Origin of the sequence: Bacillus sp. FSL K6-3154 (assembly GCF_040869395.1) — a bacterium.
Taxonomy (GTDB): Bacteria; Bacillota; Bacilli; order Bacillales; family Bacillaceae; genus Bacillus; species Bacillus safensis.
On the sequence record NZ_CP152033.1, the window covers coordinates 3,162,635 to 3,185,547 of the forward strand.

24 protein-coding genes are annotated in these 22,913 nt (G+C 41.4%); 21 read left to right on the forward strand and 3 right to left on the reverse strand.

Annotation, left to right across the window (positions count from 1 at the left end; genetic code table 11):
• Positions 1-4: 4 nt before the first annotated feature.
• Positions 5-487, reverse strand: coding sequence for a hypothetical protein (locus MHH61_RS16370; protein WP_087977216.1), 483 nt, complete (start codon positions 485-487; stop codon positions 5-7).
• 120 nt (positions 488-607) lie between these two features.
• Between MHH61_RS16370 and glsA the strand changes: the two genes are divergently transcribed.
• From glsA to MHH61_RS16395, 5 genes are all read left to right on the forward strand, one after another.
• Positions 608-1,537, forward strand: coding sequence for a glutaminase A (glsA, locus tag MHH61_RS16375; RefSeq protein WP_025092372.1), 930 nt, complete (start codon positions 608-610; stop codon positions 1,535-1,537).
• 122 nt (positions 1,538-1,659) lie between these two features.
• A complete protein-coding gene (locus MHH61_RS16380) occupies positions 1,660-1,941 on the forward strand; it encodes a YlaN family protein (RefSeq protein WP_003212509.1) in 282 nt (93 codons plus the stop codon).
• Positions 1,942-2,151: 210 nt separating this feature from the next.
• Positions 2,152-3,363: a putative lipid II flippase FtsW gene (gene ftsW, locus MHH61_RS16385; protein ID WP_034621092.1), complete on the forward strand. Its 1,212-nt coding sequence runs from the start codon at positions 2,152-2,154 to the stop codon at positions 3,361-3,363.
• 79 nt (positions 3,364-3,442) lie between these two features.
• Positions 3,443-6,889 (forward strand): pyruvate carboxylase, encoded by a 3,447-nt coding sequence (gene pyc, locus MHH61_RS16390; RefSeq protein ID WP_034621095.1) that lies wholly within the window; start codon positions 3,443-3,445, stop codon positions 6,887-6,889.
• A 137-nt stretch (positions 6,890-7,026) separates the two neighbouring features.
• Positions 7,027-8,427 carry a deoxyribodipyrimidine photo-lyase gene (locus MHH61_RS16395; protein WP_125586551.1) on the forward strand — a complete coding sequence of 467 codons (1,401 nt, stop codon included), beginning with the start codon at positions 7,027-7,029 and terminating at the stop codon, positions 8,425-8,427.
• Between the two features lie 37 nt (positions 8,428-8,464).
• Here MHH61_RS16395 and MHH61_RS16400 read toward each other — a convergent pair whose 3' ends face one another.
• Positions 8,465-9,388, reverse strand: coding sequence for a heme A synthase (locus MHH61_RS16400; protein ID WP_024426908.1), 924 nt, complete (start codon positions 9,386-9,388; stop codon positions 8,465-8,467).
• A gap of 393 nt (positions 9,389-9,781) precedes the next feature.
• Here MHH61_RS16400 and cyoE point away from each other — a divergent pair, with 393 nt between their 5' ends.
• The 7 genes from cyoE (at position 9,782) to MHH61_RS16435 (ending at position 17,217) form a co-directional block, all read left to right on the forward strand.
• A complete protein-coding gene (cyoE, locus tag MHH61_RS16405; RefSeq protein WP_024424777.1) occupies positions 9,782-10,699 on the forward strand; it encodes a heme o synthase in 918 nt (305 codons plus the stop codon).
• Positions 10,700-10,978: 279 nt separating this feature from the next.
• On the forward strand, positions 10,979-12,046 hold the full coding sequence (coxB, locus tag MHH61_RS16410) for a cytochrome c oxidase subunit II (protein ID WP_024426909.1): 1,068 nt from the start codon (positions 10,979-10,981) through the stop codon (positions 12,044-12,046).
• Between the two features lie 175 nt (positions 12,047-12,221).
• Positions 12,222-14,093: a cytochrome c oxidase subunit I gene (gene ctaD / locus MHH61_RS16415; RefSeq protein ID WP_034621096.1), complete on the forward strand. Its 1,872-nt coding sequence runs from the start codon at positions 12,222-12,224 to the stop codon at positions 14,091-14,093.
• Positions 14,090-14,713: a cytochrome c oxidase subunit III gene (gene ctaE, locus MHH61_RS16420; protein ID WP_087977219.1), complete on the forward strand. Its 624-nt coding sequence runs from the start codon at positions 14,090-14,092 to the stop codon at positions 14,711-14,713. The genes ctaD and ctaE overlap by 4 nt, the downstream gene beginning before the upstream one ends.
• A 2-nt stretch (positions 14,714-14,715) precedes the next feature.
• The gene (gene ctaF / locus MHH61_RS16425) at positions 14,716-15,045 is read left to right on the forward strand and encodes a cytochrome c oxidase subunit IVB (protein WP_024426910.1); all 330 of its coding nucleotides are present in this window, start codon (positions 14,716-14,718) and stop codon (positions 15,043-15,045) included.
• Between the two features lie 30 nt (positions 15,046-15,075).
• Positions 15,076-15,954 carry a cytochrome c oxidase assembly factor CtaG gene (gene ctaG / locus MHH61_RS16430; protein WP_125586255.1) on the forward strand — a complete coding sequence of 293 codons (879 nt, stop codon included), beginning with the start codon at positions 15,076-15,078 and terminating at the stop codon, positions 15,952-15,954.
• A gap of 112 nt (positions 15,955-16,066) precedes the next feature.
• Positions 16,067-17,217, forward strand: a protein-coding gene (locus MHH61_RS16435) for an IS3 family transposase (protein WP_149125678.1) whose coding sequence is annotated in 2 segments (ribosomal slippage) — positions 16,067-16,340 and positions 16,340-17,217 — 1,152 coding nt in all. Because the reading frame shifts where the segments join, the coding sequence is not laid out codon by codon here.
• A 100-nt stretch (positions 17,218-17,317) separates the two neighbouring features.
• Here MHH61_RS16435 and MHH61_RS16440 read toward each other — a convergent pair.
• Complete coding sequence (locus MHH61_RS16440; RefSeq protein WP_024424282.1) at positions 17,318-17,683, reverse strand: YugN family protein; 366 nt, start codon at positions 17,681-17,683, stop codon at positions 17,318-17,320.
• A gap of 161 nt (positions 17,684-17,844) precedes the next feature.
• On the opposite strand from MHH61_RS16440, the gene MHH61_RS16445 reads away from it, so the two are divergent.
• From MHH61_RS16445 to coaD, 9 genes are all read left to right on the forward strand, one after another.
• Positions 17,845-18,267, forward strand: a complete 423-nt coding sequence (locus MHH61_RS16445; RefSeq protein WP_029706548.1) for a CBS domain-containing protein — start codon at positions 17,845-17,847, stop codon at positions 18,265-18,267.
• Between the two features lie 122 nt (positions 18,268-18,389).
• Positions 18,390-19,433, forward strand: coding sequence for a CAP domain-containing protein (locus MHH61_RS16450; RefSeq protein ID WP_024424280.1), 1,044 nt, complete (start codon positions 18,390-18,392; stop codon positions 19,431-19,433).
• A 110-nt stretch (positions 19,434-19,543) separates the two neighbouring features.
• A complete protein-coding gene (locus tag MHH61_RS16455) occupies positions 19,544-19,957 on the forward strand; it encodes a YlbD family protein (protein ID WP_125586851.1) in 414 nt (137 codons plus the stop codon).
• A gap of 19 nt (positions 19,958-19,976) precedes the next feature.
• On the forward strand, positions 19,977-20,225 hold the full coding sequence (locus MHH61_RS16460; RefSeq protein ID WP_024424278.1) for a YlbE-like family protein: 249 nt from the start codon (positions 19,977-19,979) through the stop codon (positions 20,223-20,225).
• Positions 20,226-20,296: 71 nt separating this feature from the next.
• Complete coding sequence (locus MHH61_RS16465) at positions 20,297-20,707, forward strand: hypothetical protein (RefSeq protein ID WP_224426554.1); 411 nt, start codon at positions 20,297-20,299, stop codon at positions 20,705-20,707.
• A gap of 57 nt (positions 20,708-20,764) precedes the next feature.
• Positions 20,765-21,214: a YlbF family regulator gene (locus tag MHH61_RS16470; protein WP_007499807.1), complete on the forward strand. Its 450-nt coding sequence runs from the start codon at positions 20,765-20,767 to the stop codon at positions 21,212-21,214.
• Between the two features lie 65 nt (positions 21,215-21,279).
• On the forward strand, positions 21,280-21,552 hold the full coding sequence (locus MHH61_RS16475) for a YlbG family protein (RefSeq protein WP_024424276.1): 273 nt from the start codon (positions 21,280-21,282) through the stop codon (positions 21,550-21,552).
• Between the two features lie 310 nt (positions 21,553-21,862).
• Positions 21,863-22,420, forward strand: coding sequence for a 16S rRNA (guanine(966)-N(2))-methyltransferase RsmD (gene rsmD / locus MHH61_RS16480; RefSeq protein ID WP_024426916.1), 558 nt, complete (start codon positions 21,863-21,865; stop codon positions 22,418-22,420).
• Position 22,421: 1 nt separating this feature from the next.
• Positions 22,422-22,904, forward strand: a complete 483-nt coding sequence (gene coaD / locus MHH61_RS16485; protein ID WP_024426917.1) for a pantetheine-phosphate adenylyltransferase — start codon at positions 22,422-22,424, stop codon at positions 22,902-22,904.
• Positions 22,905-22,913: the final 9 nt, after the last annotated feature.

The window sequence follows — 22,913 nt, forward strand, 5'->3', positions numbered from 1 at the left end:
TGTCTTATGTAATGATGAGCTCTTTGACACCTTTTATCGGCTGAGTGAGGTTGGACTGATCTGCGAAATAAACGTGGATTGGTCCTTCTTCAGTCATCGGCTTCCCATTTTGGCTGAAGTGTGCAATGCTTTCCATTGCCTGAGAAAGCGGAACAGCAACTGTCTCTGTTTCTGTGACAAATTCGCATGTGTCTGCATGTTCAAGCGGTTCTGCATTTTTCAGCATATCACCCAGCTTCATCCCGAAGCTGCCTGTGATGAGTCTTTCCTTTTCGTACTTCTTCTCTGTTTTTAAAGTGGGTGGAAGTGTTTGTCCTTCTCTGATCACCCGCTCTTGGTCAAGCTCCTGATCCAGCTGACTTTCTTCATTTGCCGTGCTTTTTTCAAAAAATGAATCCATTAAAAATTTGCGGTCATCAAAAATCCATACACTTGGATCAATGGTGATCTTGTACTTTACGTTCCCCTTAATTTGAATGATGCTCATGTTCAAGACAACCCCTTTCCAACATAAATTATAGAAGTTTTCGCCTGCTTTGTCACTTTCATAAACATGCTTTTCCTTGTACACACTAATCGTACATGAAAGATAGGGAGGATGTTGGGCATGGCATGTCGTGACAATGAAGAGCTTCAGCGATTTGTAGAAGAAGCAAAAAAAGTGGCCAAAGATGGCAAAGTAGCATCCTATATTCCCGCTCTCGCCAAAGCGGATCAGACGGATTTATCTGTGGCTGTGTACCATGTGAGTAATACTTGCCACTCGGCAGGAGATGTAGATAAACGCTTTACCCTGCAAAGTATTTCTAAAGTATTAGCCCTTGCGCTCGTGCTTTCAGAAGAAGGGCCAAAAAAAGTCTTTCAATTTGTTGGACAAGAGCCAACAGGTGACCCGTTTAATTCAATGATTAAGCTGGAAACAGCAAGTCCGAATAAGCCGCTGAATCCGATGATTAATGCAGGAGCGCTTGCAGTCACAAGCTTAATAAGAGGAGCGACTCCGCAAGATCAGCTGAACCGCCTGCTCCGCTTTATTAGAGAGCTCGCAAATGACAAAAGCATTACATACTGCAAGGAAACAGCCGCATCCGAATTTGAGACATCGATGATTAACCGGGCTATGTGCTATTATATGAAGCAATATCATATTATTAGAGGGAACGTAGAAGAGGTCATGGATGTGTATACGAAACAATGCGCCATCATGATGAACAGCTTAGATTTGGCGAAAATTGCTTGTGTTTTTTCATTAGATGGCAGACATCCAGAGACGGGCAAGCAAATTCTTTCAAAAGATGTCGCTAGAATTTGTAAAACCTTTATGGTGACGTGCGGCATGTATAATGCAAGCGGGGAATTTGCCATTAATATCGGCATACCTGCTAAAAGCGGTGTTTCAGGCGGGATTATGGGAGCGGCACCATATGATTTTGGGATCGGAATTTTCGGTCCTGCCCTGGATGAAAAAGGGAATAGTATTGCTGGGATTAAGCTGCTTGAGCTTATGAGTGAAAAATATGAGATGAGTATCTTTTAATGAGAAATGTCTTCTTTTTATTTTCACAAAGCGAACTGTACAAATCTGCTTGCAATTTTGGGCGTTTCGCTTTATGATAAATAGAAGAATTAGGTACTCGCCTGGGGAACGGAGGGATACTTTTGGCGTCAGAAATTTTAGTCGATCATCGGCAAAAAGCACTGGCTTTATTAAAATTGGATGCAGATAAAATTTTAAAATTGATCCAAGTGCAAATGGACAACTTAACGATGCCGCAATGTCCTCTTTATGAAGAGGTTTTAGATACTCAAATGTTCGGATTATCGAGAGAGATTGATTTTGCTGTCCGGCTTGGATTAGTTGATCAACATGAAGGCAAGAAACTACTCGATAAACTTGAGAGAGAGCTTTCCGCACTTCATGATGCGTTCACAAAAAAATAACGATTGAAAACTCAAACTTCCACAACATAAGTTTGAGTTTTTTTGTCCCCTATTTTCTTTTGATGGATTGACGGCAAACGGACTTGATTCTTTCATGAATGACGAACAATATAAAAGAGGTAAAACGGGATCAAACGGAGAAAATGTAGTAGAATAAGAACAGCTAAGAAGATATCAAGCAGTAGAAACAGACGTTAGGAAGAGGATTATATGTTAAAGAGAATGCTAAAATCGTATGACTACTCATTATTGTTCGCCATTATCTTAATCAGCGCATTTGGTTTGGTTATGGTGTATAGCTCAAGTATGATTACATCTGTTATCAGATACGATGCCGCGCCAGATAACTTTTTTAAGAAACAGCTCTTATTTATGATTGTTGGAGCAGTCATCTTGATCTTTACAGCATTAGTTCCATATCAGCTGTTTTCAAATAAGAAATTCCAGATTGGTATGCTGCTGATTTCAGTTTTTTCCCTCATCTATGTGTACTTTGGCGGTCATATTGCAGGGAACGCAAGAAGCTGGATCAAATTAGGCCCTTTTAGTCTTCAGCCAGCTGAATTTGTAAAGATTGTCGTCATCATCTATCTTGCTGCGGTGTATGCCAAAAAGCAGCATTATATTGATCATATTTTAAGAGGTGTCACGCCTCCAATCGTGATTGTCTCTATCCTGTGCGGATTTATCATTTTGCAGCCAGACTATGGGACAGCCTTTATCATTGGCATGATTGCCCTTGCGATGATTTTATGCTCAGGCTTTAGCGGCAAAACGCTTGCGAAGCTGCTGGCGCTATTTAGTGCAGTAATGGTCGTCGTGACCCCGTTTATTATTCTTTTTTGGGATAAAATTTTCACGCAAAATCGTCTCGGACGTTTTGAGAGTTTCCAAGATCCATTTAAAGATGCAGGGGCTACTGGGCATCAATTGATTAATTCATATTATGCGATTGGATCAGGCGGCTTTTTTGGACTCGGTCTAGGAGAAAGCGTTCAAAAGTACGGGTATCTTCCAGAACCGCACACAGACTTTATCATGGCAATTATCTCAGAAGAGCTTGGTTTTTTCGGCGTGTTTTTTGTTCTCGCTCTTCTTGGTTTCATCGTCGTGAAAGGTTTTTATATTGCGAGAAAGTGTGAAGATCCGTTTGGAAGTTTGCTTGCAATAGGAATTTCCTCCATGATTGCGATCCAAACTTGTATCAATTTAGGCGGTGTTTCAGGTCTTATTCCAATTACTGGGGTGACACTTCCGTTTATCAGCTACGGGGGATCGTCTATCATTTTACTTAGCATCTGTATGGGAATGCTGCTGAATATCAGCATGTTTACTGAATATAAAGAGCGTTACAAAAAGAAAAAATCAATGAGCAAACCATCGGTTGAAAAAAATGGATTGCAGAAAACTTTGAATCTTTAGAAAACAAAAGTGTACAGTTTTCATTTCTTCCTTTATTATAGAGTACATATAAAATTTTAAGGGATATGGAGGAGTGAGAATGTCACAGAGAACAATTCAAAAGGTTCTAGTTGCAAACAGAGGGGAAATCGCTATCAGAGTCTTCAGGGCCTGTACGGAGCTCAATTTACGTACAGTGGCCATTTATTCCAAAGAAGACTCGGGCTCTTATCATCGCTATAAAGCTGATGAAGCATATCTAGTTGGAGAAGGGAAGAAACCGATTGATGCCTACCTCGATATCGAGGGGATCATCGAAATTGCAAAACGAAATGACGTGGATGCGATTCATCCAGGCTACGGATTTTTATCCGAAAACATTCATTTTGCAAGACGATGCGAAGAGGAAGGCATTCAATTTATCGGTCCAACTTCTCAGCATTTAGATATGTTTGGAGATAAAGTAAAGGCGAGAGATGAAGCGAAAAAAGCTGGTATTCCAGTCATTCCAGGAAGTGACGGACCAGTTGATTCGGTCGAAGAAGTCGAAAAATTCGGTGAAGAATACGGTTACCCGTTTATTATTAAAGCTTCACTAGGCGGCGGCGGCCGGGGTATGCGGATTGTCAGATCAAAAGAAGAGCTGAAGGAAGCCTATGACCGTGCGAAGTCAGAGGCCAAAGCTGCTTTTGGAAATGACGAAGTATACGTTGAAAAGCTGATTGAAAATCCAAAACATATTGAAGTGCAGGTGATTGGAGACAATCACGGCAATATCATTCATTTATATGAGCGTGACTGCTCTGTTCAAAGGCGGCATCAAAAGGTCATTGAAGTGGCGCCAAGTGTGTCTCTAACAGATCAATTGCGTGAAGATATTTGCGAAGCGGCTGTCCAGCTGGCCCAGAATGTATCGTACATTAATGCAGGGACTGTAGAATTCCTAGTTGCAAATGGAGAGTTTTACTTTATTGAAGTCAATCCAAGGGTGCAGGTAGAACACACGATCACAGAAATGATCACAGGTGTCGATATCGTTCAAACCCAAATTCTTGTTGCAAAGGGGCATAACCTTCACAGCAAAGAAGTTGGTATTCCAAAGCAAGAAGATATCTTTACACACGGCTTTGCCATTCAATCAAGGGTCACAACAGAAGATCCTTTAAATGACTTTATGCCAGACACAGGAAAAATTATGGCCTACCGCTCAGGTGGGGGATTTGGTGTACGTCTTGATACAGGGAACAGCTTCCAAGGTGCGGTCATTACACCTTATTACGACTCACTATTGGTCAAGCTGTCCACATGGGCGCTCACGTTTGATCAAGCGGCTGCTAAAATGGTTCGAAATTTACAAGAATTCAGGATTCGCGGAATTAAAACAAACATCCCATTTCTTGAAAACGTAGCTAAGCATGAAAAGTTCCTAAAAGGGGAATACGATACATCGTTTATCGACTCAACGCCAGAGCTATTTAATTTCCCTAAGCAAAAAGACCGCGGAACGAAGATGCTGACTTATATTGGTAACGTTACCATTAATGGGTTCCCGGGTATTGCGGAGAAAAAGAAGCCTCATTTTGACAAGCCAGACGTTCCGAAGCTTCCTCTCAATCAAGAGATTCCGTCTGGGACAAAACAATTGTTAGATACGCATGGACCTGAGGGGCTTGCTAACTGGGTGAAAGAACAAAGTAACGTCCTTTTAACTGACACAACCTTTAGAGATGCGCATCAGTCTCTGCTTGCGACACGCTTCAGAACACATGATTTAAAGAAAGTTGCCCAGCCGACAGCAGGTTTATGGCCAGAGCTGTTTAGTATGGAAATGTGGGGCGGGGCTACATTTGATGTTGCGTACCGTTTCTTAAAAGAAGATCCTTGGGAACGATTGAAAGAGCTTCGTCAAGAAGTGCCAAACACGCTGTTCCAAATGCTATTAAGATCATCAAATGCTGTCGGATATACAAACTATCCAGATAATGTGATCAAAGCATTTGTAAAAGAATCAGCCGAGGCAGGCATTGATGTGTTCCGTATTTTCGACAGCTTAAACTGGGTCAAAGGCATGACGCTTGCCATTGATTCTGTTCGGGAATCAGGCAAAGTGGCCGAGGCGGCGATTTGTTATACGGGAGATATTCTTGATCCATCTCGTCCAAAATATGATCTTGGGTACTATGTATCTCTTGCAAAAGAGCTTGAATCTGCCGGCGCACATATTTTAGGTATTAAAGATATGGCGGGGCTATTAAAACCGCAGGCAGCCTACGAGCTAGTCTCTGCTTTAAAAGATGAGCTTACGATCCCTATCCATCTTCATACGCATGACACGAGTGGAAATGGACTGTTCACCTATGCAAGAGCGATTGATGCAGGTGTTGATATTGTGGATGTTGCCGTCAGCTCTATGGCAGGACTCACATCGCAGCCAAGTGCAAGCTCACTTTATTATGCTTTAGATGGACATGAAAGAAAGCCAGACATGAATGTCCAATCTGTCGAACGCCTTTCTCAATACTGGGATTCCGTCAGAAAATACTATCATGAATTTGAAAGCGGCATGAATTCGCCTCATACAGAAATTTATGAGCATGAAATGCCTGGCGGTCAATATAGCAACTTGCAGCAGCAGGCGAAAGGTGTCGGTCTTGGCGAGCGCTGGAATGAAGTAAAGGAAATGTACAGACGTGTGAATGACATGTTTGGTGATATTGTAAAGGTAACACCATCCTCTAAAGTAGTTGGAGATATGGCACTTTATATGGTGCAAAATGATCTTACAGAAGAAGATGTTTATGAAAAAGGCGCAACACTAGACTTCCCGGATTCTGTTGTGGAATTATTTAAAGGCTATTTAGGCCAGCCGCATGGCGGATTCCCAGAAAAGCTGCAAAAGCTGATTTTAAAAGGGGAAGAGCCTCTTACTGTCAGACCTGGTGAGAAGCTGAAGCCAGTGGACTTTGAAGACATTAAGAAGCAGTTCAAAGAATCTCATGACCTGACGTTAACAGAGCAAGACGCAATTGCGTATGCTTTATATCCGAAAGTCTTTTCTGAATTTGTCCAAACAGCAGAAAGCTATGGTGACATCTCTGTTCTTGATACACCAACGTTCTTCTACGGGATGAGGCTTGGAGAAGAGATTGAGGTAGAAATCGAAAAAGGAAAAACCCTGATTGTCAAACTCGTATCAATTGGTGAACCGAATCCAGATGCCACAAGAGTTCTTTACTTTGAGTTAAATGGCCAGCCGCGTGAAGTGGTGATTAAGGATGAAAGCATCAAATCTTCCGTTCAAGAAAAAATGAAGGCGGACCGTTCAAATCCAAATCACATCGCCGCATCGATGCCAGGCACTGTCATCAAAGTACTCGTCGAAAAAGGGCAGAAAATTTCACAAGGAGAGCATTTGATGATCAATGAAGCCATGAAAATGGAAACGACTGTACAAGCCCCATTTTCTGCGGTCGTAGATGAAATACATGTGACAAATGGAGAACCGATTCAAACCGGTGATCTTTTAATTGTATTAAAGCCTGAATAAGAAGTGAGACACATCCACCGTGATGTGTCTTTTTTTTTGAGCGCATTAAAATGTGCAGCAGCAAGTGAGAGTGATTACACTATAGAGTGAGGTGAAGAAGGTTGGACAAGATTGTTGTGATTTGGTTTCGCCGGGATATGCGATTAGATGATCATATCGCCTTATCAAAAGCGATCACATATGCAAAAAAACACGAGTACAAATTATTTGCTCTTTATCATCTAGATCCATTTTTTACTGAAATGGACCTCGATTTAAACAACGAACATTTTTTTCAAAACTTGGCGCATTTCGTCAAGGAAGCAAGAGAATCTCAAATGTATATTCACCTTCTCTATGGAGATGTCTTGCGTGCCTTTCAGCAAGTTATCGGAGTGTATGACATCAAAGCTGTCTTTTTTAATGAAGATCAAGTGGGAATCGGTCAAAAGCGTGACCATCAAGTAACCGCTTTTTTAGAAAAGAAGGGCATTCATGTATCAAAATGGCAAGATACACACCTTCACGGGGCGCAAGATATTTTAAAAGCGGATGGCACTCATTATCAAGTATTTACTCCATACTATCAATCATGGCGAAAGCAAGAGAAGCAGCCTGTGATAAAAGTTGACAAATCATTTCTCAATAGCGCTCATACGATTTGTGATGAGTCACTTTCACACAAAGGGAATGACAAACTGCGCAGTATAATCATGAGATGCTCAAGAAAATTTGATCAAATCGGCTCACACAAAGCGATGAACACGCTGCATGACTTTATCCAAAAAAGACTAACACGTTACCATGAAAAACGAGATATTCCATCTGTTTTTGGAACGAGCAAGCTGTCACGTTTCTTAAAAACAGGGACCATCTCAATTCGAACGATCTTTCATGCGGTAGATGAGGAAGCACTGTTTGAAGACGAGGGCAGAGAAACCTTTATTAAAGAGCTGGCGTGGCGAGATTTTTACCATATGATTTATGCTCATTATCCAGAGATGAAAGAAAAAGAAATCAATTCAGTGTTTCAAGGGATGAAATGGAATGAAGATGAGACGCTGTTTGAAGCATGGTGTAAAGGTGAAACAGGCTTTCCTCTCGTTGATGCAGGGATGAGACAATTAAATGAGGAAGGCTGGATGCATAATCGTTTAAGAATGGTCACCGCCTCATTTTTAACAAAGGATTATTTGATTGATTGGAGAAAGGGAGAAGCGTATTTTGCAAAAAAGCTTGTGGATTATGATGAGGCTTCGAATATCGGAGGATTTCAGTGGGCAGCTTCTGTTGGGACAGATGCCGTGCCGTACTTCCGTATTTTTAACCCAACGACCCAGTCGAAGCGGTTTGATCCAAGCGGGGAATATATTAGAAAATATGTACCAGAGCTAGAGCATGTTGATGAAAAATGGATTCATGAACCAAGTAAAATGCCGACCGATGAACAACTGAAATCGAGCTGTGTACTAGGGGATACATATCCGCTGCCGACAGTTGATCACAAGGAAAGACGCAAAAAGGCCATTTCACTATTCGAAAATGCAAAACAACAATAAAAAATCCCCCTCTCCACATGAAAGGGGGATACAATTCTTATCTAAATGGCTCTTTGCTTTCATATTTAAACCGGGCAATGAGTAAGCAGAAGTAGCATAGTACCCCAAACAAACAAGAAATAAAGAATGAATGAGCCAGCGCGTAACCAAGTGCAAGCTGAGAATAAACAGACATCACACCTGAAATGGCTTGAAGTGTAATCAGAATGGCTGAGATAATCCACCCATAATAAAGCTGCTTCTGTTCTTTATAATGTTTCATGGCATGGAACATTGCGACAAATATCCAGACGAATAAAAGAAGTGCTGCTGCTCGGTGAGACATTTGAACCCACTGATTAAAATACGTTGGAAGCGCACCGTCTTTTGAACAAAACGGGAAGACAGAACAAGCAAGGCTTGACTTTGTATGTCTCACATAAGCGCCCGTATATACCACGATATACGTATAGGTGATCAACCCATAAATATGGAACTGCATTTTTTTGCCGATATGAAGCGGCTTCACAAGCTTTGTTTCAGATCTGGTTGCTTCAAAGACAAGAAGTGCAAGCAGTAATACTGAAGCAAATGAAATGAGTGAAATACCGAAGTGCAGTGCCATTACAAGTGCGTTAGAACCAAATACGACGGCAAGAGCTCCTAACAGCGCTTGAAGCATTAAGAATATAATGGACATGATGACCAAAAATTTGGTTTCACGGAATACTGGACTAATTTTTTTCCAGCATAAGACCGCCAGTGCCAGAACAAGAATGGTGGAAACCCCTGTTGACATGCGGTGACTCCATTCGATGATGGAAGCGGGGTTCATTTCAGGAAAGAAACGACCGTGGCAAAGGGGCCACTGTCTACCGCAGCCAAGACCCGAACCGGTTTTCGTCACAAGCGCACCGCCAATCAGTACGATCAGCATCACAAACGTTGTGATCACGCTCAATAGCCTTAAAGCAAATTTCATCAAATTATTTCACCTTCTCTAAAAAACTTCTGATGTAAATGAAAACCTCACATGCTCTCAAGTTTAAGCCAAATGCGTGTTCTGTTGCAATTCATAATGACCAAAGTTCACAAAAAAATGATATGTTAGTTCACAAAGTTTACAGATTTAGAGTGCTTGATCTTTCTTTGACAGTCTGATAGAAATAGAGGAGAGAATATTTCATTTTGCACCGCCTTCTGAAACACACATATATCCTAATAAATTCACGAAAAGTTCACAAATAACTTCAAGTTTGTCGTTTATTATTTAATAGGATGTTTTTTTACAGCTGTTTATCTTGTATGATAGAGTTGTAATGATTTTACGTGTCATTCGTTCGTTTGAAGGTTTGGGCAAGGGAGGTTATACACATTGGCAAATTCCAAAACAGCCGCGGAAGCAGCTATTCATGGACAAATAGAAGAAACAACAGCGTGGAAAGATTTTCTTGCTCTGATTAAAATGGGCATCGTCAATTCCAATTTCATTACGACATTTACTGGAATGTGGCTTGCTTTTTATTTTACAGATATGAGTTTTCTTGGAAATCTTGATATTGTGCTGTTAACAATGATTGGTTCTTCTCTTATTATTGCCGGTTCATGCGCAATTAATAATGCGTTTGACCGTGATATTGATATATTAATGGAAAGAACAAAAACAAGACCGACGGTTACAGGTAAAATTCAGCCGGGGCAAGCGTATGCATTTGGCATTCTGCTTGTTGTATTAGGACTCATTATGCTTCTGATGACAACCATTACATCAGCAGTGATTGGATTTATTGGAGTCTTTACTTATGCGGTTCTTTACACCATGTGGTCTAAACGCCACTACACCATCAATACAGTTATCGGAAGTGTATCTGGCGCGGTTCCGCCATTAATCGGCTGGACAGCTGTCACAGGTACAATCGACACAACAGCTTGGGTTTTGTTTATGATTATGTTCATTTGGCAAATCCCGCACTTCCTGTCACTTGCGATTAAGAAAACGGAAGATTACCGTAAGGCGGGCATTCCAATGCTGCCAGTTGTTTACGGCTTTGAAGTCACAAAACGCCAGATCATCATTTGGACAGCATGTCTTCTTCCGCTTCCATTTTTCTTAGGTGGATTAGGATGGCCGATTGTCGCACTTGGTACATTGCTTAATATTGGATGGCTTGTTATTGGCCTTATGGGCTTTAAAATGAAAGACATCATGAAGTGGTCAACGCTCATGTTCGTTTATTCATTAAACTACTTAACCATCTTTTTCGTAGCGATGATTATTATTACACTATTCTAGAGTGAAATACACTTTGATCACATCAAAACAATGGCTATATCTTATAACACAACATTTTCTAACAACTATGAAAGCCGCCTGATATTCAGTTCTATTTAGGCGGCTTTCTGTTTATACATAGATGGTATTTTGAGTAAAAACATCATTTTTTTATGAAAAGAGGAAATGTAAGTGCTTTTATAAGAGGCGGGGGTTATGCATGGGTGAGAAGTGATTTTATAAATAAGAGGTAAAAAGCGAAAGGCAAAGGAGATCAAGCAAAAGGGGTTGGGACAAATTATGATAAGAAAATGGCGTGTTTATTCACTGTTTCTCTTACTGACGCTCGTTTTGGCGGGCTGTGGTGAACCATACTTATCAACACTCAAGCCTGTTGGGGAAGTAGCAGATAAACAGTTTTTCCTAACGGTACTGAGTACACTCATTATGGTTCTTGTCGTCATTGTTGTATCGATCATTTTCTTTTACGTCATCATTAAATTCAAACGTTCTAAAGTGGGAGAAGATACGATTCCAAAGCAGGTGGAAGGGAACCGCAACCTGGAAATCACATGGACAGCGATTCCGATTCTTCTACTCATTATTCTCGTTGTACCTGTTGTGGCATACACGCTTGAACTAGGGGATACAAGCGCTATGGATAAGAAAAAACGAGATCCTGAAAAGACACTTGTTGTTAATGTAAGAGCCAGCTTATATTGGTGGGAATTTGAATACCCTGATTATGGGATTGTCACAAGTCAGGAATTGATCGTACCAACAGATCAAAAGGTATATTTTAAGCTGAAAGCGTCCGATGTCAAACACTCATTCTGGGTTCCATCGGCTGGCGGTAAAATTGATACAAACACAGATAATGAAAACAAATTTTATTTAACCTTTGACTCGAAACGAACGAAAGATGCAGGGGAATATTTCTACGGGAAATGTGCGGAGCTGTGCGGGCCGTCACATGCTTTAATGGACTTTAAAGTTAAAACGCTTTCTCAAGATGAGTTTTTAGGATGGACGAAAAAAATGGCTGATTACAAGAAGCCTGAATCCACAAAGGATCTCGCTTTAGAGGGTGAAAAGCTATTTAAAGAGAAAAATTGCTTAAGCTGTCACGCAGTAGAGCCTGGTGACGAACGGCCGGAAGCAGCAAGGACTGCACCAAACCTTGCGACCTTCGGAGAGCGGACGAAAGTAGCTGGAATTAAAGACATGAACAAAGAAAATGTGAAAGCATGGCTGAAAGATCCAGAAAGCTTTAAACCAGGTAATAAGATGACAGGAACGTACCCTAAATTAAATGACTCAGAAGCAGATGCACTTTACGAGTATTTAAAAGGTCTTAAAATCGAGTAACAACTAGAGCAGATATTCAAGAGGGTATGTGATCGATGTGAAGTTTTTGTTAAGAGCTCCCGAATATGTCTCTACAACCGAGAAGTCGTCATCTGTCAGACATAGTCTGCTTAAAGGATCGTGAAGAAAGACATCTATATGAAAAGGGGCAAATGGGAGATAAGAGGGGGATTTCATGGTGAGTACAATAGCTAAAAAGCGGGGGTTTGGCGCTGTCTTATGGGATTACTTGACAACGGTTGACCACAAAAAAATTGCCATATTATATTTAGTGGCAGGGGGATTTTTCTTTTTGGTTGGCGGCCTAGAAGCGATGTTTATCCGTATTCAGCTAGCCATCCCTGAAAATGATTTTGTCAGTGCAGGGGTTTACAATGAAATCATGACGATGCATGGAACGACAATGATTTTCCTTGCAGCTATGCCGCTGTTATTTGCATTAATGAATGCGGTAGTACCAATTCAAATTGGTGCACGTGACGTAGCATTTCCGTTTGTGAATTCACTTGGTTTTTGGTTATTCTTTTTCGGAGGAATTTTCTTAAACCTTGGATGGTTTATGGGCGGAGCACCTGATGCAGGCTGGACTGCATACGCTTCGCTCACGCTGAATTCAGAAGGTCATGGAATGGATTTCTACATTTTAGGTTTACAGATCGCGGGTATTGGTACGCTGATCGCAGGAATTAACTTTCTTGCAACGATTATTAATATGAGAGCGCCTGGTATGACGTATATGAGAATGCCGCTCTTTACTTGGACGACATTTGTCGCCTCCGCACTTATTTTATTCGCATTCCCTCCGCTGACAGCAGGGCTTGCGATGCTGATGCTTGATAGAATGTTTGACACGAGCTTTTTCAATCCAGAGCTTGGAGGAAATACAATCATCTGGGAGCATTTGTTCTGGATTTTCGGACACCCGGAAGTATATATCTTGATCCTGCCGGCATTCGGAATCTTCTCTGAGATCATTCCGGTGTTTGCAAGAAAAAGATTGTTTGGTTACTCGTCCATGGTGTTCGCTACTGTATTGATTGGTTTCCTTGGATTCATGGTGTGGGCGCATCACATGTTCACTACGGGGCTTGGACCTATCGCCAATGCGATCTTTGCTGTAGCGACCATGGCAATTGCGGTGCCAACAGGAATTAAAGTATTCAACTGGCTGCTCACGATATGGGGCGGTAATGTGAAGTTTACAACGCCGATGCTTTATTCTGTTGCCTTTATTCCGTCGTTCTTACTTGGCGGGGTAACTGGGGTCATGCTTGCAGCAGCTGCAGCGGATTATCAGTTCCATGATACGTATTTTGTTGTGGCGCATTTCCATTACGTCATTATCGGCGGGGTTGTATTCGGTATTCTAGCAGGTGTGCATTACTGGTGGCCGAAGATGTTTGGAAAAATACTGAATGAGAAGCTTGGGAAAATTGGCTTTGTGCTGTTTTTCGTCGGTTTCCATTTAACTTTCTTTATCCAGCATTTTCTCGGTTTATGGGGCATGCCGCGCCGGGTCTTTACATTCCTGCCAGGTCAGGGTCTCGAGCTTGGGAACTTAGTCAGTACGATTGGAGCACTGTTTATGTTTGTAGCTGTTGTGATCATGCTGATTAACATCATCTGGACAACAGCAAAAGGAGAGCGGGTATCGAGCGATCCTTGGGGAGATGGAAGAACACTTGAATGGGCAGTTTCTTCGCCTCCGCCAGAATACAACTTTAAACAGCTGCCGCTTGTGAGAGGACTAGATCCATTATGGATTGAAAAAATGGATGGTAAAAAAGGAATGACAGCATCTGAACCGCTCGATGATATTCACATGCCGAATAACTCCATTTTGCCTGTCATTATCTCATTCGGTCTATTTGTGTCAGCGTTTGGTTTCATGTATCGTCAAGAGCACAGCTGGGGGCTTCCGGTGATCTTCATTGGTCTTGGTATTACGTTTGCGACCATGCTCGTTAGATCTCTGAAAGATGATCATGGATATCATATTCACAAAGAAGATTTGACTGACGACGATGATAAAGGGGTGAAAGCATAATGGAACCACAAAAAATGACGGCGGAAACCTTTCCGGCTTCTCCTGAGAAGGCCACGTTAGAAGGGAAGAATAAGTTTGTCGGGTTCTGGCTGTTTCTTGGAGGAGAAACCGTTCTGTTTGCATCGCTTTTTGCCACTTATTTGGCGCTGAAAAACTCAAATGCAGGCGGAGCAAAAACAACTGATATGTTTGACCTCACACTTGTCTTTATTGCCACAATGCTTCTATTAACGAGCAGTTTAACGAGTGTGTATGCCATGTATCATATGAAAAACTTTGCCTTTAAAAAAATGCAGCTTTGGCTTGGTATCACGGTCCTTTTAGGTGCTGGATTTTTAGGGGTTGAGATATATGAGTTTTATCACTATGTGCATGCGTATGAATTTACGATTACCAGCTCTGCTCTTGGTTCTTCCTTCTATACTCTTGTAGGAACTCACGGAGCTCACGTCGCCTTCGGACTTTGCTGGATTACCGCTCTTATGATTCGAAATATGAGACGCGGACTCGATTTATACAATGCGCCGAAATATTATGTGGCTAGTCTCTATTGGCACTTCATTGATGTTGTGTGGGTCTTCATCTTTACCGTTGTATATTTAATGGGAATGGTGGGATAAGAATGGGAAATAAAAACACAAATCAGTCTAAAGTCGACCTTGTATATCGTAAAAAGAAAAATGCCGAAGAAATGAAGCATCAGCTCATTTCTTTCGGCTTGATGATTGGATTAACATTTGTTGCGTTTTTAACGATCGCCTCAGAAGACGTTGGAAATTGGTTCGCAGTACCATTTATTTTACTGCTTGCAGGCATTCAGGTAGCTTTTCAGCTTTATTATTTTATGCACATGAACCAAAAAGGGCATGAAACACCCGCCTTGTTTCTATACTCAGGTGTGTTTGTTGCGTTTATTACCGTATTAGCCTTTTTGACCATTATATGGTGGTAAACCCGCTTTGCCCTTGAAGGAGGCGCAGCAATGGAGAACTTAGAAATTTTCGGATTTCGGGCTTTATGGAGCCCTTATTATTTGACTTGTATTGTGATAGCAGCTGCTCTTTATCTGCTTCTTGTGACAAATGGAAAGCACCGTGCGACGGTGAAAGAGAAGACGTTGTTTCTGACAGGGCTTGTTCTGTTATATGCTGTGAAAGGAAGCCCAATTGATTTAATGGGGCATATTATGTTTAGTGCACATATGGCGCAAATGGCGGTGCTGTACTTAGTCATCCCGCCTCTCCTTATTACAGGATTGCCTCCAGCCATTTGGGAGCGGATCATTCAAACACCAGGTATTCAAGCTGTTTTCCGTTTGTTTTCCAAACCTTTAATTGCACTGCTTGGGTTTAACGGCTTGTTTTCGCTGTATCACATTCCGCTTGTGTTTGATTTTGTGAAAACAGATCCGTTTTACCACGCAGTGATGACGGTGGTTATTTTTATCGCTGCCTTTTTCATGTGGTGGCCGCTTGTCCATAAAGTTCAAAGTCAGCCGCAGATCACAGGCATTTTGAAGCTTGGATATATCATGGCAGACGGGATATTGATGACTCCGGCCTGTGCACTCATCATGTTTAGTGAGGCTCCGATCTATGCCACTTATTCGGATGCCGGCGCATGGATACAAGCACTGCATTTATGTGTGCCAAGTGATATGCTGGCAGGCCTTGCCCTCACTGGCCCTGATATGTTCCACATCTTGCCGCTGCTGGAGGACCAGCAGCTAGGTGCCATTTTGATGAAAATTATTCAGGAGATTGTGTACGGCTCTATTCTTGCTGTTGTCTTCTTTGACTGGGCAAGAAAAGAAAGAGCAAAAGATGCCGTACCAGATGCGCTTATTCCGAAATATGAATAAAAAAAGCACAGCCATCTGGGACTGACCCCATAAAATGAGACAAATAAAAAACACCTTCAAGTTTGAAAACGGATCGTTGTAATCCGAAATAAAACATGGAGGTGTTTTTTCTATGGGGACAAGAGTGAGTTATCCGGTTGAAGTCAAACAGAAGGCTGTAGAAATGAGATTGGCAGGCGTATCAATGAAAGAGATTTTGCGGGAATTGAATATCAAAAATAAAACGCAGGTTCAGACATGGGTGAGGTGGCATAAGGCTGGGGATACACACCGGTTCGAACAGCCTGTTGGAAAACAATATACCCATAGAAAGGGTCCCGAGTACTCTTCCGAATTAGAGAGACTGCAGGCAGAAAATCGCTATCTGAGTCAACAGAATGAAGTTTTAAAAAAGTACAACGAATTGGAAAGGAAGTTGATAAGGAAACGTCAATCAAACTGGTAGAAGAATTGTGCAAAACGATGACAGTACAGGACATCTGTGTCCATTTAGGCGTCTCACGCGCTTCGTACTATAGATGGAAAAAGAATCTGAATCAGAATCATTCTAAAAGACAACTAGAGAAACAAATCGGCACGTTGTGCCGAGAGCACAAGTATCGATATGGATACCGAAAAATCACAGCCTTACTAAAAGTGAGAATGCGTATTAACCATAAAACTGTTCAACGTATCATGCAGAAAAACCAGTGGCAGTGCCGGGTTAAAATGAAAAAGCGTAAGAAAAATGGGCAGCCCTATGCTGTGGCTGGTAATATACTGGATCGGAACTTTCAGTCTGATCGCCCTCTTGAAAAACTAGTAACGGACATCACGTATTTGCCTTATGGACAGAAACAATTGTACCTTTCCAGTATATTGGATTTATATAATGGAGAAGTGATTGCGTTTACGATTGGTGATAAGCAGGACACAGACTTTATTTTAAACACACTTGATCAGCTCCCAGCACTGCCTGAAAACTGTGTGTTACATAGCGACCAAGGTTCTGTGTATACATCTTACGAGTATCAGAAAGCTGTTCATATAAAAGGCATTACCATGAGCATGTCCCGTAAAGGGACGCCCGCTGATAATGCCTCCATCGAATCGTTTCATTCCTCGCTAAAGTCTGAAACGTTCTATCTTAACAGTATTGATCGAACTACGACCACCATCGTAGAACGCACTGTCAAAGAATACATTTATTATTATAACAACATTCGTATTCAAACAAAACTAAACAATCAATCACCGATCAACTATCGGCAATTGGCTGTATAAAGGTGTTTTGATCCCTGTCTCAAAAACGGGGTCAGTCCCATCTGGCTGTGCTTTCATCTTAGAAAAAGGGCTAAAATAAAGATCATTTCAGCCCTTTGTTTTATGCTTCAGCCGTCATGGCTTCTAGTTTTTCCTTCAGCTGTGCAAGTGTTTTTTTGCTTGATTGGATGAGAGACTTAGGGAATTCTTCGCCTTCGCCGTATTCAACGCCATGTGGATAATAGTGTTTTCCTAGTAACGGTGTTAGAAGCTGAATGTGTGCTTTTTTGGAACCGACATCTCCTTCAGTGGCGTAGCCGGAAATCCGTAAATAAAAGGTTCCCTCTACCATGCTGTACTTTCTGTCGTATGTCACACGCTCATAATCCCATTGATCGGCTCGTACAAATCCTTCACTTTCCATAATGAAATCTAATTTATTTAAGTCAGCTGATACCTTTTCAATCCCCGTACCTTCAAACTTCACCCAAAACCCCTCCTTATAAAATTTCCCTTTACTGACAATCATAGTATGAAAGCGTTAAACTTTCAACTGTGAAAGGTATGTTCTTTTATAAGCTGGTTACAGTAATAAAGAAAATAACGGATGGAGGAATCAACGTGAAAACGAAAAAAATCAAAGATATTATGACCAAAAAAGTAGTGACATGTAATCAAGATGACAATACGTATGAAGCAGCAGTCAAAATGAGAGATGCTGATATTGGTGCCATTCCAGTGGTTGACGGAGATCAGCTCGTTGGGATAGTGACAGACCGTGACCTTGTGCTTAGAGGCATTGCAGAAAAAAAGCCAAACTCACAGGAAGTGGGCTCGCTGATGACAAAGGAAGTATTAACAGCTGAAGAAGATGCAACACTTGAAGAAATTGTCCGGCTCATGTCAGAGCATCAGCTCCGCCGCATTCCTGTTGTAAAAAACGGCGCATTAACAGGGATTGTCGCTCTTGGAGATTTATCAGTCGAAGATTTATCAAATGATCGCGCGGGAGAGGCACTGACAGAAATCTCTCAACAGGATCAAGATCATGGACAAGGATTTCTTCATTAAGAGGGGCATATTTTAAATTCGTGTTAAATAGGCTGTATTGTCGTTGATAAATGGAGCAAGTTTTGTTTAAATGACAGTAGAAGGTACTTTTTGTACCTTGCCAATTTAACGGAGGTGTTTATTTGAAAACTGTGCTCAAAACACTCCTCATCCTCCTGATTATATCTGGAACGTACGTTCTGTTTATTCAATATGGATCTTCACCAGAAAAAGAAAACAGCAATGAACCGAAGGTGTCTAATGAAGAAACATCTAGCGATAAGCCGATCAACATCCCCAAAAAGGGGCTCATGTCCTTTATGGGGAAATCTTCAAACGAAGTGCTTAAGCAGCTGGGAGAACCAGATCGAATTGATCCTTCCGCATATGATTATGACTGGTGGATTTACAACCAATCGAAGAAGCACTATATTCAAGTAGGGGTAAAGGATAGTAAAGTGGTGACCTTGTTTGCAACAGGAGACGGTCTGAATGTAGAACCGTTTAAAATCGGTCAAGCCACGAGTGAAGTATTTAAGAAAACACAAATTGCACCTTACATTCATGTGGAGGATGAACAAAATTCATACCGCTTTGAATTCTCAGAAGATGATATGAATACAAGACCTACTGTGAAAGTGGGAGATGATGTGTATGTTCAGCTTTACATGGATAAGTTTGAAAGCACCCTTTCAAGTATCAGGGCCTTCAACGCAGATACATTTGTGAAACAAAAGCCGTATGAGGTGGTCTACCGAGGTCAATTGGTAGAACCTGAAGCGATATCAGGCGAAAAGTGGAAAGATATCGAAGCTTCCAGTCAAAAACAAATTTTTGATATGACCAATATTATCCGCCATAAGTACAACCTGCCGATCTTAAAGTGGGATGATGAAACCTCTGAAGTGGCATTCATGCATAGTGAGGACATGAAAGAGAATCATTATTTCTCCCATGAATCTAAAAAATACGGTACGCTGAAAGATCGGTTAGAAAGAGGCGAGGTGGGCTTTCAGCTCGCAGGTGAAAACATTGCCTATAACTATGTCGATGGACCTGCAGCGGTAGAGGGCTGGCTCAATAGTGAAGGTCACAGGAAGGCGTTATTAAATAAAGATTACACGCATCTTGGCGTAGGGGTGAAAGAAAAATATTACACCCAAAATTTCATCAAGAAAACTTCTTAAACGAAAGCAGCTGCATGGTCGCAGCTGTTTTTTTGATGGTTAAAAAGAGGCTCACCAAAACAGATGCTGGTGTATATAGTATAGTAGGCATTTGTATGGGGGGTGAGGATATGACAAACAAGCATAAACAAACATCCATTGATGAATTTAAACAATTCGTCAGACGCCATCCGAAGTTAATTCAAGAAGTGCAAACGCAAGAAAAAAGCTGGCAAAGTGTATACGAGAATTGGGTCATGTTTGGTGAGGAAGATGAGATGTGGTCACCTTACCGGCAATCGAAATCAGAAGATGCGAAAGAAGAAAAAGCCACTAAGCCAAGTGAAGCAGGAAAAGCAGATTTTATGTCTAAAATGGTTTCTGCTGTGAAAAAAATGGACGCTGATCAAATGAATGAACAGATTAACAAAATGAGCCAGTCTATTTCCTCTTTACAAAGCTTGCTCGGCCAATTTTCATCCAATGGTTCAAAGAAAGGTTCATCTGGAGGCAGTCAGCACCCATTCTCCTTCAGGAAAGATTAAGTGAAAGGGGATGCTTCTGGTGCGAAAAGAAGTACAGGAATTTGTCATGGCCGAAGAGGAGCGAATCAAATTCATAAGGCAGCGTCCTATCTGGTACAGACAGCTGACGCGACATCCTGAAAATCTAACGTCCTTTGAATTAGATAAAATGAACTTTTACGAAAAAACCATTCCTCATCGTGTGAGTCAGTTGAGCAATAGCGTCCAAATGGCTGAAATGATGATTCAAATGTTCCAAGCAATGCGCAATCAAAATGGAGCCGGTTGAGGCTTTTTTTGAGTTGATTAAGATGTCTATTTCCTGAGCATCCTATAAAAAGTAGATGAAAGGAGAATCAGATGATGAAATGGATGCTGTCAATAGGCGCATTGCTTTTTCTTGTCACCGGGTGTCAAAGTCAACATGGAGAAGAGCAAGTGATTAAGCAAGACCCAGCAGTACCAGTCATGCAGCAAGCCCAAAGCGAAATGAAGCAGCAAGGCTTTTTGAAATACAAAGTGCAAGGGTCGTCTGTCTATATAGAAAGTACACTTCAAGATTTTCATCTTCAGCCAGAGCGTCTGAAAAAGAACGAGAAGGCGGGATATTTCACAGTGTATGTAGACGGGAAACGTGCAGGGAATGAGTATACCGCGGCATTTGTGGTCAAGCATCTTTCAAAAGGAAAGCATAAAATGACTGTTGTGCTGAATTCCCGTCATCCAGAATATAAACAGAAAAGAGAAACATGGGATGTATTTGTCACGTAAAAGCATTTTCTGATCCATAGGTTTCGTGGTAAACTATGAATTGGAGGTGCAACATTTATGTATGCGACAATCGAATCTGTGGAGCTCCAAGAGGAAGCAAATCAATTGGCTGCCATGATTCTTCAGTCGGAGGAGGCTGAACATTACCGCAACTGCTTTAAGCGTCTCCAGCAAGACGAAGAAGCCCAACAAATTATTGCCCATTTTACAAAAGTAAAAGAGCAGTATGAGGATGTGCAGCGGTTCGGCAAATATCATCCGGACTATAGAACGATCTCAAAGGAAATGCGTGAGGTCAAAAGAAAGCTAGATCTTCACGATACAGTGGTTGATTTCAAAAAAGCAGAAACAGCGATTCAATCCATCTTAGATGAGATTAGTATTGAAATCGGTCAAGCTGTATCAGCATATATTAAAGTTCCAACAGGGAACCCATATTTTGATGGTCTATCATCATGCGGCGGTGGCTGTGGATCAGGTGGCAGCTGCGGCTGTAAAGTATCTTGACGAGACTTGAATGTCTCGTCTTTTACATAATGAATGAAAAGAATTGAAAAGCGGCAGGTGAAAAGATGGAAACCAAACGTCAAGGGATGGTCGTCTGGCTGCATTCATTAAAGCAGTCAAAAGCGCTAAGAAAATTCGGAAATGTTCACTATATTTCAAGGAAAATGAAATATGCTGTGATCTATTGTGATATGGATGATCTTGAGCGCCATATGGCTAAACTCAGCTCGTTACCATTTGTGAAACGTGTTGAGCCTTCATATAAACCTTTTATTAAATTAGAGTACGAATCCAAATTGGACAAAGCAAAAGAGTATGATTATAAGGTGGGCTTTTAAAGACACAAAAAAATCCCCGCGGCATCACCCGCGGGGTCCTTCTATTCTTAATGATTCATTAAGGAGAAGGCAAAGGGAGAGGAGAAACCGGAGGAAGAACTTATGGGGAAACGTAAGTCTTCTCCGCGGTTGGCAACAGCACCACATCAGATGCTGTTATAAGTAGTATGACCCCGGATTTCTTGATCTATACATAGAAAATGAAAGAATATCATTGCATTGTTCCTTGAGGAGTGATGTGGTAAGATAATGTTGAATTTTTTGTCATATATAATGATGAATAGAAGCAAGTAGAAAAAGTGGTGGAAAAATGAGAGTCATCTCTGGAACGAGAAAAGGCCGCACACTTAAAGCGGTACCAGGTCAATCAACAAGACCGACGACAGATAAAGTAAAAGAATCAATATTTAATATGATCGGCCCGTATTTTGATGGCGGATGGGCTCTTGATTTATTTGCAGGAAGCGGTGGTTTAGGGATTGAAGCGCTTTCTAGAGGATTCGATCATTGCATATTTGTTGATCGAGATATAAAGGCGATTCAGACGATTAAAGGCAACCTGAATCAATTGTCGCTAATGGATCAAAGTGAAGTGTTTCGAAATGAAGCAAAGCGTGCACTTGCAGCTGTTGTGAAACGAGAGGAATCCTTTCAAGCCATTTTCCTTGATCCGCCCTATAAAGATCAACAGCTAAAAGCACTTCTTGAAATGATTGACGAGCACGCCTTGTTAACAGATGACGGCGTGATCGTGTGTGAGCATGATAAAGATGTGAAGCTGCCAGAAGAAGCAGGACAGCTTCACATCACAAGGCAGGAACTGTACGGATTGACTGGTATTACGATCTATAGAAAGCGGGGAAATTAGCATGGGGAACATAGCCGTTTGTCCGGGCAGCTTCGATCCAGTTACATTGGGGCATTTGGATATCATCAAAAGAGGTGCAAAGATTTTTGATGAAGTGTATGTATGTGTACTAAATAATTCATCTAAAAAACCGTTATTTACTGTTGAAGAACGGTGTGAGCTTATTCGCCAAGCAACGAAGGAGCTGCCAAATATCAAAGTTGAATCGTTTCATGGCCTGCTTGTTGATTATGCGAAGCAAAAAGAAGCCAAAGTCATTTTACGCGGACTAAGAGCTGTGACGGACTTTGAGTATGAGATGCAAGGCACCTCAATGAACAAAGTGTTAGACGATGAAATTGAAACGTTTTTTATGATGACCAACAATCAATATTCCTTCTTAAGCTCCAGCATTGTCAAAGAAGTAGCGAAATATCATGGGGCAGTCAAAGATCTTGTACCAAAAGAGGTAGAAGCAGCGCTGAAGGAAAAATTTAATGGATGAGTGCACCCA

What these genes read in the sequence shown, in the direction of transcription:
- MHH61_RS16370 (WP_087977216.1), bottom strand. Translation starts at nt 487, where the DNA reads ATGAGCATCATTCAAATTAAGGGGAACGTAAAGTACAAGATCACCATT.
- glsA (WP_025092372.1), top strand. Translation starts at nt 608, where the DNA reads ATGGCATGTCGTGACAATGAAGAGCTTCAGCGATTTGTAGAAGAAGCA.
- ftsW (WP_034621092.1), top strand. Translation starts at nt 2,152, where the DNA reads ATGTTAAAGAGAATGCTAAAATCGTATGACTACTCATTATTGTTCGCC.
- pyc (WP_034621095.1), top strand. Translation starts at nt 3,443, where the DNA reads ATGTCACAGAGAACAATTCAAAAGGTTCTAGTTGCAAACAGAGGGGAA.
- MHH61_RS16395 (WP_125586551.1), top strand. Translation starts at nt 7,027, where the DNA reads ATGCGATTAGATGATCATATCGCCTTATCAAAAGCGATCACATATGCA.
- MHH61_RS16400 (WP_024426908.1), bottom strand. Translation starts at nt 9,388, where the DNA reads ATGAAATTTGCTTTAAGGCTATTGAGCGTGATCACAACGTTTGTGATG.
- coxB (WP_024426909.1), top strand. Translation starts at nt 10,979, where the DNA reads ATGATAAGAAAATGGCGTGTTTATTCACTGTTTCTCTTACTGACGCTC.
- ctaD (WP_034621096.1), top strand. Translation starts at nt 12,222, where the DNA reads ATGGTGAGTACAATAGCTAAAAAGCGGGGGTTTGGCGCTGTCTTATGG.
- ctaF (WP_024426910.1), top strand. Translation starts at nt 14,716, where the DNA reads ATGGGAAATAAAAACACAAATCAGTCTAAAGTCGACCTTGTATATCGT.
- ctaG (WP_125586255.1), top strand. Translation starts at nt 15,076, where the DNA reads ATGGAGAACTTAGAAATTTTCGGATTTCGGGCTTTATGGAGCCCTTAT.
- MHH61_RS16445 (WP_029706548.1), top strand. Translation starts at nt 17,845, where the DNA reads ATGACCAAAAAAGTAGTGACATGTAATCAAGATGACAATACGTATGAA.
- MHH61_RS16455 (WP_125586851.1), top strand. Translation starts at nt 19,544, where the DNA reads ATGACAAACAAGCATAAACAAACATCCATTGATGAATTTAAACAATTC.
- MHH61_RS16465 (WP_224426554.1), top strand. Translation starts at nt 20,297, where the DNA reads ATGATGAAATGGATGCTGTCAATAGGCGCATTGCTTTTTCTTGTCACC.
- MHH61_RS16470 (WP_007499807.1), top strand. Translation starts at nt 20,765, where the DNA reads ATGTATGCGACAATCGAATCTGTGGAGCTCCAAGAGGAAGCAAATCAA.
- MHH61_RS16475 (WP_024424276.1), top strand. Translation starts at nt 21,280, where the DNA reads ATGGAAACCAAACGTCAAGGGATGGTCGTCTGGCTGCATTCATTAAAG.
- rsmD (WP_024426916.1), top strand. Translation starts at nt 21,863, where the DNA reads ATGAGAGTCATCTCTGGAACGAGAAAAGGCCGCACACTTAAAGCGGTA.
- coaD (WP_024426917.1), top strand. Translation starts at nt 22,422, where the DNA reads ATGGGGAACATAGCCGTTTGTCCGGGCAGCTTCGATCCAGTTACATTG.